Below are 14,493 nucleotides of genomic sequence, written 5' to 3' on the forward strand. Positions count from 1 at the left end.
GTCCTCGTCCAATCGTGCGGGCCGCGATAGGTTCGACGGGTGACCTCGACTCGGATCGCCGCCGGTGCACGGCGCACGGCGTGGGTGCCCGTCGTCGCGGGTGGGCTGTGCGGTGTGATCGCCGCAGTCGTCTACGGCATCATGCTCGGGCTGCCGTTGAGCGTCTTCTCGCTCTTGCTGATCGGCGGATCCGGTCTACTGATCGGCGTCGTGCCGATGGGACTGGTCCTGCTCGCCTCGGCCCTGTCCGCGCCCATTCCTCGGACCCTCGTGATCTCGGGGGCGGCATCGGTCGCACTCGCCGCCTTGGCGTCCTGGGTGCTGACCCGCGGCCATTACTTCGTGCCGATGGTCGCCACGGCGGCGGTGACGACCGTTGTGCACATCTCCGCCGCTCGTGCCGCTGCCGGCCGGCCAGGCGGCAGACCGGCCGCGCGAGACGCCGACACGTCGATCACGGCGCGTGTTCTCACTCTGATCGTCGGGGGATTCGTCGCGCTGTTCACGTCGCTGGGCGCGATCGGGATGCTGCGCGAACAGCTTCACTTCGGGTGTTCCTACGGCACCGAGGGTGAGGCTGCCGGTGCTTGGATGTGTGCCGACGGCATCGGCTACATCTTTCCCGGCCTCACGCTCCTGTTCGGATCTGCCGTCGCGCTGCTGAGCGGGATCCTCGTACTGCTCGGTGCACGAGGAGAGAGCACCCGGGCGCGCACTCTCACGGTCCTCGCGTTCGTACCGCTGCTGTGGTCAGCCGGCTGGCTCGGCACAGTGACGCTCCCGCGCGCCGACCCGCTGCCGGATGGTGAGACCTGGTTGAGCGTCTGGGTGATCAATGTCGGCATCGGAACGCTGCTCGCCGTTGCGGGCGCGACTCTCGCGGCTTCCGCACCGGTGCGGCGTGGTCGAGTCTCCAGGCTCTTGTGGATCGCGGCCGGCACGCTCCTCGCCGCCGCCACGATCGCGCAGCCAGGGCTCGCGGTGGCGACGTTCGCCGCCGCATCGCTGTTCGCCGCCGCGCGGCTGATTCCGGCCCTCGCTCAGACAGCGCCGCCTTCCGCAGGCGATGAGCGCGACAGAATCAACGCGGGTTGATCGCGACGCGCAGGGGCGCTCCCGGTGCGGATGCCGCGGCGATCGCCTCATCCACCTCGGCGAGCGCGAACACCTCCCCGACGACTTCCGCGAATGGGTAGGCGCGTCCCGTGCCGGTCAGGAACCCCGCCGCGGCCGCCAGCTCCCTTCCGGTGTAGTTGTGCACGCCGGCGATCGTGAGCAGGCGCCGCACGGCATCCTCCGCGTCGAACGGCACGCGGTCGGCGGGGAAGACGCTGCCGACCAGCACGGCCGTTCCTCCGACGTCCGCCGCGGCGATCGCGTCGGCGACGGCATGACCGGATGCTTCGATCACGATGTCCGCCGGGGCCATCGGTGCCGTCGCGGCTGTCCCTCCGAATCGCTCGGCGAACGCCCTGCGCTGCGCCGACGGATCGATCACGGTGACCTGAGCGCCGGCATCCGCGGCGATCGCCACCGCCGACAGCCCGACGAGCCCGGCGCCGTAGACGAGGACGCGCACGCCCTCGAGCGGGCGCCCCGCGGCTCCGCGGCTGACGGCGGCCCACGCGGTCGCCGTCGCGCATGACGCAGGTGCGAGTACGGCAGACGGCAGCGCTTCGGGCACGCGCACGATCGCGGTGCCTGCGCGCAGGTGGACGTGGCTGGCGAATCCTCCGGTCAGCTCCCAGCGCGGACCGATCCGTTCGTGACCGTACTTGGCGAGCGTCCGGCATTTCTGCGTAAAGCCCGCCGTGCATCGGTCGCACTCGCCGCACGAGACCGTCACCGACCACACCACACGATCGCCGAGGCGCAGTTCGACCCCGTCGACAGACTTCACGCCGTGCTCCCCGAGCGCGATGATCCTGCCGACACTCTCGTGGCCAAGCACCAGCGGGGCAGGTGCCGAGCGATGGCCTGCGACGGTGTGCACATCCGACCCGCAGATGGTCGACAGCTCAACCGCGACCAGGGCGTCGTTGTAACCGAGGGCGACCCCGGGAACGGCGACCGTCTCGTGCGCCTGTCCGGCGCCGAGCCACACCCGCGCTGTGGCGGCGGGCCTCAGATTGACGTCGTACCGCGCCTCGTGCGGCGCCAGCACCCGCATGTCACGGCGTCCGTGCTGCGAGAACGCGGCCGACGAGGTCGCGCTCGACGAGCGCCCCGGCCAACGCTGTCACGTCGTCCAGAACGGCATCCGCATCGGCGAGCGCGTCACGGTCGTGCGCGCCGCTGAGCACACCGGCGACGAAGCCGGCACCGGCGCGGCGGCCCGACTCGACGTCGCTGCTCGTGTCGCCGACGACTGCGACGGCCTGCACCGAAGGCGTGCCGGTGCGAAGGAGCGCGGTGAGCACGAGGTCAGGAGCGGGCCGGCCGCGACCCGCGTCGACCGGGGACAGCGCGAGGTCGATGAGCTCGTGCCAGCCGAGCGCGTCGATCAGCGCGTCACGGGTCACCGGTGCGAAGCCGGTGGTCAGAGCGACCTTGAGCCCGGCGTCGCGGAGTCCGACGATCGCCTCGGCCGCGCCGGGGATCTCCAGGACGCCCTGCTCGGCGATGATCTCGGAATAGGCGGCCTCGAACGCCGCGGTCGCGGCGATGGCCGCGGCGACGTCACCGCCGGCGAGGTGCGTGAAGACGTCGATCTTCGACATCCCCATGGTGTCGCGGACGTACTGCAGAGCCTGCGGCCACGGCATCCGATCCGCGACGCCGGTGCGTTCGGCCGCGCGCTGGAAGGCCTGCTCGACCACGCCGTCATCGCGGACGGTCGTTCCTGCCATGTCGAGGACGACGAGTTCGATGGCGGTCATGATTCTCCTCCTGGTGCGAGCTGTGGGGCCCGTTCGATTGCTGTTCGAAGCGTGTGCTCGGCAAGGCCGAGACCACAGGTCATGCCGATGCCGGTGGTCGCAGCGATCACGTGCAGGCCGGGTTCCGGCTCCTCGATGAGGAACTCATCCGGCCCGGATGCGTAGACGCCCTGCCATCGCTCGATCACGCGGATGCTGTCCATCTCGAACAGCGCACGCGCTTCTTCGAGGAAGGCATCGAACGCGGCTTCCGGCTGGAACGGACCGGGCTGGATCGCGCGGCGGTGCGAGTCGCCGAGTATGAGCGTGCCGTCCGGCAGCTGCGTGTACATCTGATTCAGATCGAGCGCGGCGAGATCGGGGCGTTCGGCGTGCATCCGCTCGCGCAGCGCGGCGGTCTCGGCGTAGCCACCGAACCGGCCGTAGCGCAGCAGCGACCAGCCCGTGAGGAGCGGCGCCTCGAGTGCGCGCGGCATCGTCGCGCTGACTCGCATCATGTCGAGGGCGCAGCGGATGACGCCGACCTGCTCTGCGAGATCGGGAAGGAGCTGGTCGATGTCGTGTCCGATCGCGACGACGACCCGGCCGGCGTCGATCGCGCCGCGCGTGGTCTCGACGCGGATGCCGGACACCGCTGTGACGGCGGTACGGAAGCGGAATTCGACCCCGAGTGCGGTCAGGTGACGCACGATCGCGCCGACGGCTTCGCGCGGGTCGGTCTGCAGGTCGGACTCGATGTGCGCACCTCCGACGACGGCACCCGCGCGCAGCGGGGCACGGTGCCGCAGCTCTCCGGCGGTCAGCATCCGAACGCCGCCGTCCACGGAGGCGCGCTCGAGCACCGCGAGCTCGTCGATGCGGCTTGCAGCGATCAGGGTTCCGGATTCCCGCAGCCAGAATCCGGCGTCCGTCGACAGACGCAGCCATGTCTCCCGCGCGGTATCTGCGAAGTCACGGGCGAGGCCGGTCTGGGCGCCGATGCACAGGTGGCCGAAGTTGCGGATCGTCGCGCCGACCGGCGATGCCGTGCGATCGACGACGATCACGCGCAGACCACGACGCACGGCGGCGTATGCCGCGCCGAGACCGACGATGCCGGCGCCGACGACCACGAGATCAGCGGTATCTGAGGCCACGGAGTGACGCGACATGATGGCCTTTCGGTGCGAGGGATCGAAATCCACTGTCGCACCGGAAATCTCGCGTCTCGGGCCGAACCCGGAAGAGTTTGCCTCGCGTTCACCTGAGATTCCACGGCGCTCTCAGCGGGTGAACGCACGCTGAACGAGCAGCCGGAACGCTCTGCCGCGGGCAGAAAAAACCGCGAGCGTGGCGATCAGATCTCACACGCCCGCGGTCAGCGCTGGGGACGCTATTTCTGGGGTACTACCGAAGCTAGAACTTGTCATTGCAGGTCATAAGCAACCAAGGTCGACAATGTGTTGGACTTTCGTCCAGATCCCATGCGAGGGTGCTCGGGCTCAGGCGATCGGCAGACGGGCGGACACCCGCCACTGGCCGTCGACCGCCTCGGCGCTGAACTCGCCGCTTGCGCCGATCACACGCTCGGCCATGCGGTTGAGGCCGGTTCCACTGGAGGGCAGGTCTCGCCGGGGAGTCGCCGGAAGCGGGCTGCGGATCGAGAGCGCAGCCGACTCGTCATCGACATCGAGTCGGATGCTGACTTCCCCCGGCCCCGCGTGCTTGAGGATGTTCGTCGCGGACTCGCGGACGATTCGCGCCAGGACGATCTCGGCGATGCGAGGAAGACGCGTGTCGCGCGGGTCACCCGTGCTGACGACGGGGTGCCCGGCGGATTCGATCTCGGATCGCGCCTCGTCGACGGCTTCTGCGAGGTCGCCGGTCTGAACCGCCGAGGTGCGCGGGCCGTCATCGGCGAGCTCGATCACGAAGCGCAGATCGGCCATCGCCTTCTTGGCGGCCGTGCGGATCGCCTCTTGCGAGTCACGGCTGATGTCGGGATCGTCGAGCATCTGGACATGCAACGCCACGACGGTGAGGTGGTGGGCGATGCTGTCGTGAAGCTCGCCGGCGATCCATCGCCGCTCGGCGAGTACTGCTTCTTTCTCCTGCTCCGCCTGGATCACGAGCTGTTCTTCCAGACGATGGCCCCGGGCTGAGGCCATCCGCAACGCGAAGCCGATGACACCAGCCACAGTGGCGATGATCAGATAAATGCCGACGTTGACTGGGATTCCCAGATCGCCATAGGCGACGATCCCGGTCGCCACGAGGAAGGCACCCACGTACACGAGGATCAGCGCACTTTGCCCGAGCCGCATCACAAGGCCGACGCCGACAGACGCCGCCAGGATCACCCCGAACTCCGTGTTCGTGACGAACGACAACGTGAACACGATGCCCAGCGCGGCGACAGCGATCCAAGGCGACCAGAGGAACAGCGCGAAGACCGCAGTGGTCGCGATGCTGAGGAGCGATTGGGGTAGATCGATATCAGGGTTGAAGGCGAGATTGAAGATGTCGACGGCTATGAGAATGCCAAGGACCACCAGGATCGCAATGCGTTCGAGTAGGTTCAGCGACTCTGCCCTCGCCAATCGGAGAACCCCGGGATCCTCCCCATTCGACCGACTTCGGGCCATAGCTTTATTATCTCCTATTCGCCAGGTACTCTAGCGAATGATGCCAAGGGCACGCGCGAGCTGCTCCCAAAAGGTCATAGTGTTCACCACCTAGATTAGGTCTTACGTCGGATGTCTGTATTCATCCTCTCGGTAAGCTCCAGCGTGCACATCTGACTACCGTTCACTCTTTGATAGCCAAACGTCTACATTGGCGCCATGGGCAGTTCTGCCCGCCGTTAGGCTTCCCACATGCCGCAAATCCGCGTTCTCATCGTCGACGACGACCCTCTGGTCCGCACCGCGCTGGCGCACTTCATCTCGCGCGATCCCGAGGTCGATGTGATCGGCGAGGCCGAGACCGGCCTCGAAGCGATCTCGTTCATCGAAGGCGATCGCCCCGATGTCGTGATGATGGATGTGCAGATGCCGGAGATGAACGGCATCGAGGCCACCGCGGCGATCGCGGAGCGTTGGCCCGAAGTCCGAGTCCTCGCGGTGACAACGCTCGACGGCAGCGACACGGTCCTCCCGATGCTGAGTGCGGGCGCATCCGGCTACATGCTCAAGGACTCGAGTGCCGCCAGCATCCTCGCCGCGGTCCGCGAGGTGTACAGCGGTGCGAGCTCTCTCTCGCCGTCCATCGCGTCGCTGCTCATCAAGCACGTCCGCGACGAGGCACCGACGGGAGTCGGCGCCGACGAGCTGGAAGTCCTCACCGACCGCGAGGGCGAGGTGCTGCAGTGTCTCGCTCAGGGCATGTCGAACGCTGAGATCGCACGTGCACTCATCGTGTCCGAAGGCACGGTCAAGGCTCACCTCGGGCGGATCATGTCCAAGTGGCAGCTTCGTGACCGGGTGCAGATCCTCGTGACCGCAGCGCAGGCGGGGCTCGTCAACTTCCGCTGACCGACGAGGTCATCCGGCGAGCAGGACGATTCCTGCCACCACCACGCCTGCTGCCGCCAGCCGCGCGGCGGGCCTGCTCTCCTTCAGGACGAACACGCCGAAGAGACTCACCAGCACCACGCTCACCTCACGCAGCGGGGCGACGAGCGCCACGGGCGCGATCGACACTGCGACGAGGATGAGGATGTACGACAGCGGCGAGAGGAACCCGAAGACGAGCACGCGACGCCACTGGAATCTGGCGAACGCGGCCGTCTCGCGCCACCGTCGGCGCAGCATCACGGAGTAGACGAGGATCTCCATGACGCAGGTGCCGACCATGTACGGCACCGGGGCGAGATCCCATTCGCGAACGGCGTGGGTGTCCCAGATCGTGTAGGTCGCGATCGCGACGCCGGTCAACAGCCCGAAGACGATCGACGGGTCGAGCCCGCGCTCGCGCTCGCCTCGCGGCGCCCGGTCGACGAGTCCGAGGGCGACCACTCCGACGATGATCGCCAGAACTCCGGCGAGCGCCCAGCCCGAGGGCCGCTCACCCAACAGCACGATGGCGGCGATCACGGCGAGGAACGGTCCGCTCCCCCGCGCTGTCGCGTACACCGTGGAGAGATTGCCGACCCGGTAGCCGTGCTGCAGCACGAGCATGTAGGCCACGTGCAGCACGCCCGAGACCCCGACGCCGATCAGGAAGCCTGTCCAGTCGCTCTCACCCATGCCGCCGGTGAACGGGATCGCGACGCCCCAGATGACGGCGCCGGCGACGGCTCCGCACCATAGGAACGGGATGCCGGCACGGCTGATGCCGTGGGCGAGGATGTTCCACACCGCGTGCGTGACGGCGGCGGAGAAGACGAGGACGAGAGCGAATGCCGACATGAGAGCCTTCTGTCCGTCGGCGGGCGCGACGAACGGGCTCCTCCGGGCTTTTGTCCTGTCAGATGACGGCCGTCTGCGAAGACGAACCGTGGTGCCGCTCGGACCAGTCGGGCGTGAGCCCCGGAACCCTAGGCACTGTCGAGCGTCACCCTAACACCACGGTGTGAACGCGCGGCGTCCAGCGGTCGCGGATACGATCGAACCCATGGTCGTCACCGCCGCAGCTCTCTCCCACGTCGAGGATCTCGCCGACTTCGTCGCCGCCTCCCCTTCGAGTTACCACGCCGCCGCCGAGGTGGCCCGCCGCCTCGAGGATGCCGGTTTCGTCCGTCTCGAGGAAGACGATGAGTGGCCCGCGCAGCCCGGCGGCCGTTTCGTCGTGGTTCGGGACGGCGCTGTCATCGCGTGGGTGGCCCCCAAGGACGCCGCACCCACGACACCGGCGCAGATCTTCGGTGCGCACACCGACTCCCCCGGCTTCAAGCTCAAGCCCCAGCCGACGACCGGGTCCCGCGGCTGGCTGCAAGCAGGCGTCGAGATCTACGGCGGGCCCCTCCTGAATTCGTGGCTCGATCGCGAACTCCGACTGGCCGGCCGGCTCGCCCTCGCCGACGGACGCGTCGTCCTCGCCGACACGGGAGCCCTCCTGCGTCTGCCCCAGCTCGCCGTCCACCTCGACCGCGAGGCGAACAAGGCGCTCACCCTCGACAGGCAGCTGCAGACCCAGCCGGTGTGGGGCCTCGGCGACCCCCTCGAGGAGGATCTGATCGGCGAGCTGGCTTCGTCGGCGGGTGTGAACGCCGCCGATGTGCGCGGCTTCGACGCGGTCGTCGCGGACTCCGCTCGCGGTGCCGTCTTCGGCAAGGACGACGCCTTCTTCGCGAGCGGACGTCTGGACGACCTGGCATCCGTGCACGCCGGCGTGGTCGCGTTGGCCGACGCGTCGAAGGCCCCGGATCGCATCGCCGTCCTCGCGGCGTTCGACCATGAGGAGCTCGGCTCCGCCTCGCGCTCGGGGGCGGCCGGCCCGTTCCTCGAAGACATCCTGTCCCGCGTGTACGCCGGTCTCGGGGCGGATGCCACCGAGCAGCGACGCGCGTTCGCGGCATCCTGGCACCTGTCCAGCGACGTCGGCCACTCGGTGCACCCGAACTACGCCTTCAAGCACGACCCGGTCGTCCAGCCGCTGCTCGGTTCCGGGCCGATCCTGAAGATCAACGCCAACCAGCGCTACGCGACGGATGCCGTCGGGTCCGCCGCGTGGGCGCAGTGGTGCCAGACGGCAGGGGTCGCGTCGCAGGAGTTCGTCTCGAACAACACCGTGCCGTGCGGCTCGACGATCGGCCCGATCACGGCCACCCGTCTCGGCATCCGCACGGTGGATGTCGGCATCCCGATCCTGTCGATGCACTCCGCTCGCGAGCTCGCCGGGGTCAGCGATCTGCACGACCTGACCCGCGTGGCGGAGGCGTTCTTCTCGGCCTGATGCCCGTCTTCGGGCCGAGAGCAGGAGGATGCAGTGGGAATCGCTCTCGCACTCGCATCCGCTGTCGTCTACGGACTGGTCGACTTCGCCGGCGGCATCCTGTCACGGCGCGTTCACTATGCGTTCGTGGCCTGGGTGGGCCAGGTCGGCGGTCTGGTCTGCGCATTCGCCGTCGCGCTCATCGTTCCCGCCACGCAGGTCGAGGCGACTGATCTCGCGTGGGGCGCTCTCTCCGGGATCGGAAGCGCTGTCACGATGCTCTTCCTCAACCGGGGACTGTCACGCGGAGCGATGAGCACAGTGCTGCCGATCAGTGCCGTCACCGGCGTCGCACTGTCCGTTCTAGCCGGTGTGGTGTTTCTCGGCGAACAGCCGTCTGTTCTTGCATGGGCGGGTTTCATCGTCGTGCTCCCGGCGCTGTGGCTCGTTTCCCGAGGTCGAAGGACAGACGGCGCGCAGCCTGATGCGGTGCGCGACGGGCTCATCGCAAGTGCCGGTGTCGCCGTGCAATACGTCGGGCTGGGGATGGCAGGGCCCGAGAGCGGCCTGTGGGCAGTGGCGGCAGGCCGGGTCGCCGCCGTGATCGTGCTGAGTCCGTCGGCATTCCGTATCCGACACATCCAGCGGTTCCGATGGGCCGACGCGGGCAAAGCGCTGACGATCGGAGCGGGCGCGGCGATCGGCCTCACGCTGTACCTCCTCGCAACCCGTGAGGAGTTGCTCGCCGTCGCGGTGACGCTGGCATCGCTCTATCCCGCGATTCCGGTGCTGCTCGGCGTCTTCGTGCTGCATGAGCGGTGCACCCGACGTCAGATCGTCGGCCTGGTCGGCGCGGCGCTCGCGGTGGTGCTGCTCAGCTCCGCGTAGTGCCAATATGGGGGCATGTCAGAGAAGATTGCGGCCGGCCCTGCGCTGATCGAGCGCGCCGGCATCGAGATCATCCCCGAGTCCGACCGGACGGCGAAGCCGCGCGACCTGTTCTGGCCGTGGTTCGCGGCGAACGTGTCGGTGTTCGGCATGTCCTACGGATCGTTCGTGCTCGGGTTCGGCATCTCGTTCTGGCAGGCGACGCTGGTCTCGGTCATCGGCATCGTCGTCTCGTTCGCGCTGTGCGGGCTGATCGCGATCGCCGGAAAGCGCGGCTCAGCGCCGACCATGGTCCTCTCCCGCGCGGCGTTCGGCGTGCACGGGCAGAAGGTTCCGGGCATCGTGTCGTGGCTGACCTCGATCGGCTGGGAGACCTTCCTCGCGATCATGGCGGTGCTCGCCACCGCGACCGTCATCACGCAGCTCGGCGGCGACGGCGACAGCATCGCACTGAAGATCATCGCGACCGTAGTGGTCGCGGCACTCATCGTCGCGGCATCCGTTCTCGGCTATCACACGATCATGAAGATGCAGTCGGTGCTGACGTGGATCACCGGCGCCGTGACGATCCTGTACGTCATCCTGACCATCCCGCACATCGACTTCGCGGCAGTCATGTCACTGCCAGACGGCAACATCGGTGCCGTGATCGGCGCGCTGGTGATGGTGATGACGGGCTTCGGGCTGGGCTGGATCAACATCGCTGCGGACTGGTCGCGGTATCAGAAGCGCACCGCATCCGACGGCGCGATCGTGTTCTGGAACACGTTCGGCGGCGCGATCGCACCGGTGCTGCTGGTCGTATTCGGTCTGCTGCTGGCGGGGTCGGATCAGGAGCTGATGGATGCCGTCGGCGCAGACCCGATCGGGGCGCTCGCAACACTGCTGCCGATCTGGGTGCTCGTGCCGTTCCTGCTCACTGCCGTGCTGGCGCTCGTCTCAGGTGCGGTGCTCGGCATCTACTCTTCGGGGCTGACGCTGATCAGCCTCGGTATCCGCATCCCTCGCCCGTCGGCTGCGGCGATCGACGGCGTCATTCTCACGCTGGGAACCATCTGGGTGGTGTTCTTCGCGACCGACTTCCTCGGCCCGTTCCAGTCGTTCCTCATCACGCTCGGCGTGCCTCTGGCGTCGTGGGCCGGCATCCTGATCGCTGACATCCTGCGCCGCAGGAAGGATTACGACGAGGATGCGCTGTTCGACGCGAAGGGTCGCTACGGCGCGTGGGACTGGACGTCGATCATCACGATGGTCGTCGCGTCGGTGATCGGGTGGGGCTTCGTGGTCAACAACTTCGCGGCAGAGGCCGCCTGGAACAACTGGCAGGGCTATCTGCTGTTCCTGATCGGCGGGCGTGACGGCGAGTGGGCGTACGCGAACCTCGGCGTCTTCTTCGCGCTGGTTCTGTCGTTCCTGGTGACCTGGTTCGCGCGGGCTGCGACGATCCGGCGGCAGGAAGCGTGAGCAGCGCCCCGGGTCCTGTAGACGGGACCTGGCTGGTCGTCATCGACCCGCAGAACATCTTCGCCTCGTCCGATTCGGCATGGGGTTCGCCGTTCTTCGCCGAGACCATGCCGCGGATCCGCTCGCTGGCCGACGCCTTCGGCGGGCGCGTGCTCGTGACCCGCTGGATGCCGACTGCGGACCGGTCCACCTCGTGGGGCGAGTACTTCGAGGCCTGGCCGTTCGCGGATCAGCCGCCGACGGACGAGCTGTTCGACCTGGTTCCGGATGCCGCCGGGCTTTCGCCGCGGGCGACGCTCGACCTGCCGACGTTCGGGAAATGGGGCCCGGAGCTGGAGTCGATCGTCGGTCACGGCGGACGCATCGTGCTCGCCGGAGTCTCGACGGACTGCTGCGTGCTCTCCACTGCGCTGGCCGCGGCGGATGCCGGCGCTCGGGTGACCGTCGTCACGGATGCGTGTGCGGGTTCGACGGCCGAGAACCACGCCGCCGCCGTGCATGTGATGGGGCTGTATCCGCCGCAGATCACCCTGGCGACGGCGGCCGAGGTCCTCGCCGGGCGCTGAGCGTTCGGTCGGTTGAAACTCCGGGTCGTTGAGCGGAGCGGCCGGAGGCCGCGCAGACGAAACGGGTTGAGCGCAGGTGCGAAGCACCGAAGTCGAAACCATCCGTCCACCTGGAGAAGGCTTCGACTCGCTGCGCTCGCTCACCCCGTTTCGTCTCGCTGACGCTCGCTCAACGACCCGCTGCGGGACCGCCGCGGGACCGCCGAGGGTCCGCTCGCTCAACGACCCGCTGAGGTCCGCCCGATCTCACGCCGCGCGGACGGCGGCGGCGATGTCGGCGGGTGAACCCTGCCACGGCGCGCCATGCCCCGGCAGCACCCAGGATGCCGGTACTTCCGCGAGCCGGTCGAGCGACGCAATCGCCTCTGCTGGTTCGTCCGTGAACGGCGCGGGCTGCGCACCCTCACGACCGGTGAGGACGTGGCGGGTGGTGAGCGCGTCGCCGACGAACACGGCATCCACTGCCGGAACGTGCACTGCGATGCTGCCGGGCGAGTGCCCCGGCATCCCGATCACGACCGGTGCGCCGGGCAGTTCCAGTACGTCACCGTCCGCGACCTCGACGACATCCTGCACGTACCGTGTGCGCATCGCGTTCTTGCGCAGTCCATAGGCGAAGAAGCTCAGCACGGGTCCGATGCGCGCGGGACCCATCGGCGTCTTCGGCTTTTCGCCGGTGCGCACCCGATGCGCGTCGGCGGAGTGGATGAACACCGGCACGCCGGTCTCCTGTCGCAGCCGCTCGGCGAAACCGATGTGGTCGCTGTCGCCGTGCGTGAGGACGAGTCCACGGACATCGGAGACCGGACGGCCGATCGCCTCGAGTTCGCGCTGCAGGTCGTTCCAGTGCCCAGGCAACCCGGCATCGACGAGAGTGATGCCCTCGGGAAGATCGATGAGGTACGACGCGACGAGGTCGTTGCCCAGTCGGTGCAGGTGCGGTGCGAGCTTCATGATGTGTCCTCAGCATCCATTTCGGGTTGTCATGGCTATGATACGTAGCTATCATAGCTAACGTCAATAGCCATTGGAGGTTCGGATGCCAACGCCGGAGCGCACGTCCCATACTGCGATCGTCGAAGCAGGACGAGAGATCCTCGAGTCCGACGGACCCGCCGGGCTGACGATGCAGGCCGTCGCCACCCGTGTCGGCGTGCGCGCACCGTCGCTGTACAAGCGCATCCGCAACCGCGACGCCCTCCTGGCCGCGGTGGCCGAGGCGACCGTCGACGACCTCACCCACCGCCTCACCGCCGCCGCGAGATTGCATTCCGCGGCCGAGATGCCCGGAAACTCCGTCGATCTCGGCCGCGGAATGCAATCTCAGGGGGCTCGGGGGGCTCGAGAGGAGCTGGTCGGGCTCGCGGAGGCGTTTCGGGCGTTTGCGCACGAACGTCCGGAGGGGTTCCGGCTGATGTTCACGGCATCCGCTCCACTCGATGCGCTCGAGCACGCGGCGGCACCGGTCCTCCACGCAGCGCGCGCGCTCGTCGGCGACGATGACGCCCTCGACGCCGCTCGCCTGTTCACCGCGTGGGCGACCGGCTTCCTGCAGATGGAGCTGGCCGGAGCGTTCCGCCTGGGCGGCGACGTCGACGACGCCTTCGATTACGGACTCGATCGCTTGATCCACGGGCTCGCCGCGGGGTGAGGCGCACGCGCATCCGGATCGCAGTTCCTGCCGTTCTGCCCGCGCCAGACCGGCGAGAAGTGCGACCCGAACGGGTACAGCGCCACTCGGTTCTGCCACACTGATTCCCGGAGGGGCATACATGAGCGCGCACGAGAACGACGAGACTCCCGACGACGCGAAGCCGCATCGGCGGTGGCGGAAGACCAGGATCACCGTCGGCATCCTCATCGCGGTCGTGCTGGTCGTGGCAGCGATCGGAGCCATCACGCCATGGCCGTCCGCGATGGTGATCCGCGCCGTGTTCACCAAGGGCGGCGATGCGACCGCCGCCGAGATGGACAAGCACGTCCCCGACACCGAACTGACCGAGACGCTCGACGTGTCCTACGGCGACGACGGCACCGACACGACCATGGATGTCTTCCGCCCGGCATCCGCCACCGACCCGCTGCCGACGGTCGTCTGGATTCATGGCGGAGCCTGGATCTCGGGGTCGAAGGAGAACGTCGACCCGTACATGCGAATACTCGCTGCCGAGGGCTACACGACCATCGCGGTCAACTACACGATCGGCCCGGAGGGCACGTACCCGACCGCCGTGGGCCAGCTCAACCAGGCGCTGGAGTACATCGACGCGAACGCCGAGGACCTGGGCGTCGACGCCTCGCAGATCGTCCTCGCCGGGGACTCCGCCGGGAGTCAGCTGGCCAGTCAGATGGCGACGATCATGACGAACCCGGACTACGCCGAGATCATGTCGATCGACCCCGCACTGGATGCCGATCAGCTCGTAGCCACGGTGCTCAACTGCGGCGTCTACGATCTGGCCGCCCTCGCCGCGCTCTCGGGAATCGAGGGCTGGGGGCTCAAGTCCGCGATGTGGGCATACGCCGGCGACCGGACCTGGGCCGAGGGCGCCACCGGATCGACGATGTCGACGATCGGCTGGGTGACGGCCGACTTCCCCACCACGTACATCTCCGGCGGTAACGGCGACGGATTGACCTGGCTGCAGTCGATCCCGATGGCCCAGCGCCTCGAAGCGCTGGGCGTGGACGTGACCACCCTGTTCTGGCCCGCGGCCCACGAGCCGGCACTGCCGCACGAGTACCAGTTCCACCTCGACATGCCCGACGCGCAGACCGCCCTGCAGAAGACACTCGACTTCCTGGACGCACACACGACTCAGCCCTGACGCCTGACCGATCGT

At 68.1% G+C, this 14,493-nt stretch carries 14 protein-coding genes; 8 read left to right on the forward strand and 6 right to left on the reverse strand.

The features are described 5' to 3' along the window. Positions 1-39: 39 nt before the first annotated feature. Positions 40-1,095 carry a hypothetical protein gene (locus MAE01_RS02775; RefSeq protein WP_147038027.1) on the forward strand — a complete coding sequence of 352 codons (1,056 nt, stop codon included), beginning with the start codon at positions 40-42 and terminating at the stop codon, positions 1,093-1,095. Here the strand turns inward: MAE01_RS02775 and MAE01_RS02780 are convergent. The 4 genes from MAE01_RS02780 to MAE01_RS02795 form a co-directional block, all read right to left on the reverse strand. Then, positions 1,082-2,170, reverse strand: a complete 1,089-nt coding sequence (locus MAE01_RS02780) for an alcohol dehydrogenase catalytic domain-containing protein (RefSeq protein ID WP_147038028.1) — start codon at positions 2,168-2,170, stop codon at positions 1,082-1,084. The two genes, MAE01_RS02775 and MAE01_RS02780, sit on opposite strands and share 14 nt — an antisense overlap. Before the next feature lies 1 nt (position 2,171). Continuing rightward, on the reverse strand, positions 2,172-2,879 hold the full coding sequence (locus MAE01_RS02785) for an HAD family hydrolase (protein WP_147038029.1): 708 nt from the start codon (positions 2,877-2,879) through the stop codon (positions 2,172-2,174). Further along, on the reverse strand, positions 2,876-4,015 hold the full coding sequence (locus tag MAE01_RS02790; protein ID WP_229718230.1) for a TIGR03364 family FAD-dependent oxidoreductase: 1,140 nt from the start codon (positions 4,013-4,015) through the stop codon (positions 2,876-2,878). Before MAE01_RS02790 ends, MAE01_RS02785 begins: the two co-directional genes overlap by 4 nt. Before the next feature lie 345 nt (positions 4,016-4,360). Then, positions 4,361-5,410: a sensor histidine kinase gene (locus tag MAE01_RS02795; RefSeq protein ID WP_229718231.1), complete on the reverse strand. Its 1,050-nt coding sequence runs from the start codon at positions 5,408-5,410 to the stop codon at positions 4,361-4,363. A 324-nt stretch (positions 5,411-5,734) separates the two neighbouring features. Here MAE01_RS02795 and MAE01_RS02800 point away from each other — a divergent pair, with 324 nt between their 5' ends. Next, the gene (locus tag MAE01_RS02800; protein ID WP_147038032.1) at positions 5,735-6,391 is read left to right on the forward strand and encodes a response regulator; all 657 of its coding nucleotides are present in this window, start codon (positions 5,735-5,737) and stop codon (positions 6,389-6,391) included. 9 nt (positions 6,392-6,400) lie between these two features. Here the strand turns inward: MAE01_RS02800 and MAE01_RS02805 are convergent, their stop codons facing one another. Then, on the reverse strand, positions 6,401-7,267 hold the full coding sequence (locus MAE01_RS02805; protein WP_147038033.1) for an EamA family transporter: 867 nt from the start codon (positions 7,265-7,267) through the stop codon (positions 6,401-6,403). Positions 7,268-7,472: 205 nt separating this feature from the next. Between MAE01_RS02805 and MAE01_RS02810 the strand changes: the two genes are divergently transcribed. Genes MAE01_RS02810 through MAE01_RS02825 form a run of 4 tightly spaced genes read left to right on the forward strand, consistent with a single transcriptional unit; the run spans position 7,473 to position 11,650 of the window. Then, positions 7,473-8,753 carry a M18 family aminopeptidase gene (locus MAE01_RS02810; RefSeq protein WP_147038034.1) on the forward strand — a complete coding sequence of 427 codons (1,281 nt, stop codon included), beginning with the start codon at positions 7,473-7,475 and terminating at the stop codon, positions 8,751-8,753. Positions 8,754-8,786: 33 nt separating this feature from the next. Then, positions 8,787-9,620, forward strand: coding sequence for an EamA family transporter (locus tag MAE01_RS02815; RefSeq protein ID WP_147038035.1), 834 nt, complete (start codon positions 8,787-8,789; stop codon positions 9,618-9,620). Positions 9,621-9,635: 15 nt separating this feature from the next. Then, positions 9,636-11,084 carry a purine-cytosine permease family protein gene (locus MAE01_RS02820; RefSeq protein ID WP_147038036.1) on the forward strand — a complete coding sequence of 483 codons (1,449 nt, stop codon included), beginning with the start codon at positions 9,636-9,638 and terminating at the stop codon, positions 11,082-11,084. Then, positions 11,081-11,650: a cysteine hydrolase family protein gene (locus MAE01_RS02825; RefSeq protein WP_147038037.1), complete on the forward strand. Its 570-nt coding sequence runs from the start codon at positions 11,081-11,083 to the stop codon at positions 11,648-11,650. Before MAE01_RS02820 ends, MAE01_RS02825 begins: the two co-directional genes overlap by 4 nt. Positions 11,651-11,896: 246 nt before the next feature. On the opposite strand, the gene MAE01_RS02830 is transcribed toward MAE01_RS02825, so the two are convergent. Continuing rightward, a complete protein-coding gene (locus MAE01_RS02830; protein WP_147038038.1) occupies positions 11,897-12,604 on the reverse strand; it encodes an MBL fold metallo-hydrolase in 708 nt (235 codons plus the stop codon). Positions 12,605-12,689: 85 nt separating this feature from the next. Here MAE01_RS02830 and MAE01_RS02835 point away from each other — a divergent pair, with 85 nt between their 5' ends. After that, complete coding sequence (locus MAE01_RS02835; RefSeq protein WP_147038039.1) at positions 12,690-13,301, forward strand: TetR/AcrR family transcriptional regulator; 612 nt, start codon at positions 12,690-12,692, stop codon at positions 13,299-13,301. A gap of 121 nt (positions 13,302-13,422) precedes the next feature. Beyond that, positions 13,423-14,478 (forward strand): alpha/beta hydrolase, encoded by a 1,056-nt coding sequence (locus MAE01_RS02840; RefSeq protein WP_147038040.1) that lies wholly within the window; start codon positions 13,423-13,425, stop codon positions 14,476-14,478. Positions 14,479-14,493 lie beyond the last annotated feature (15 nt).

Source organism: Microbacterium aerolatum (assembly GCF_007988825.1).
GTDB classification, from domain to species: Bacteria; Actinomycetota; Actinomycetes; order Actinomycetales; family Microbacteriaceae; genus Microbacterium; species Microbacterium aerolatum.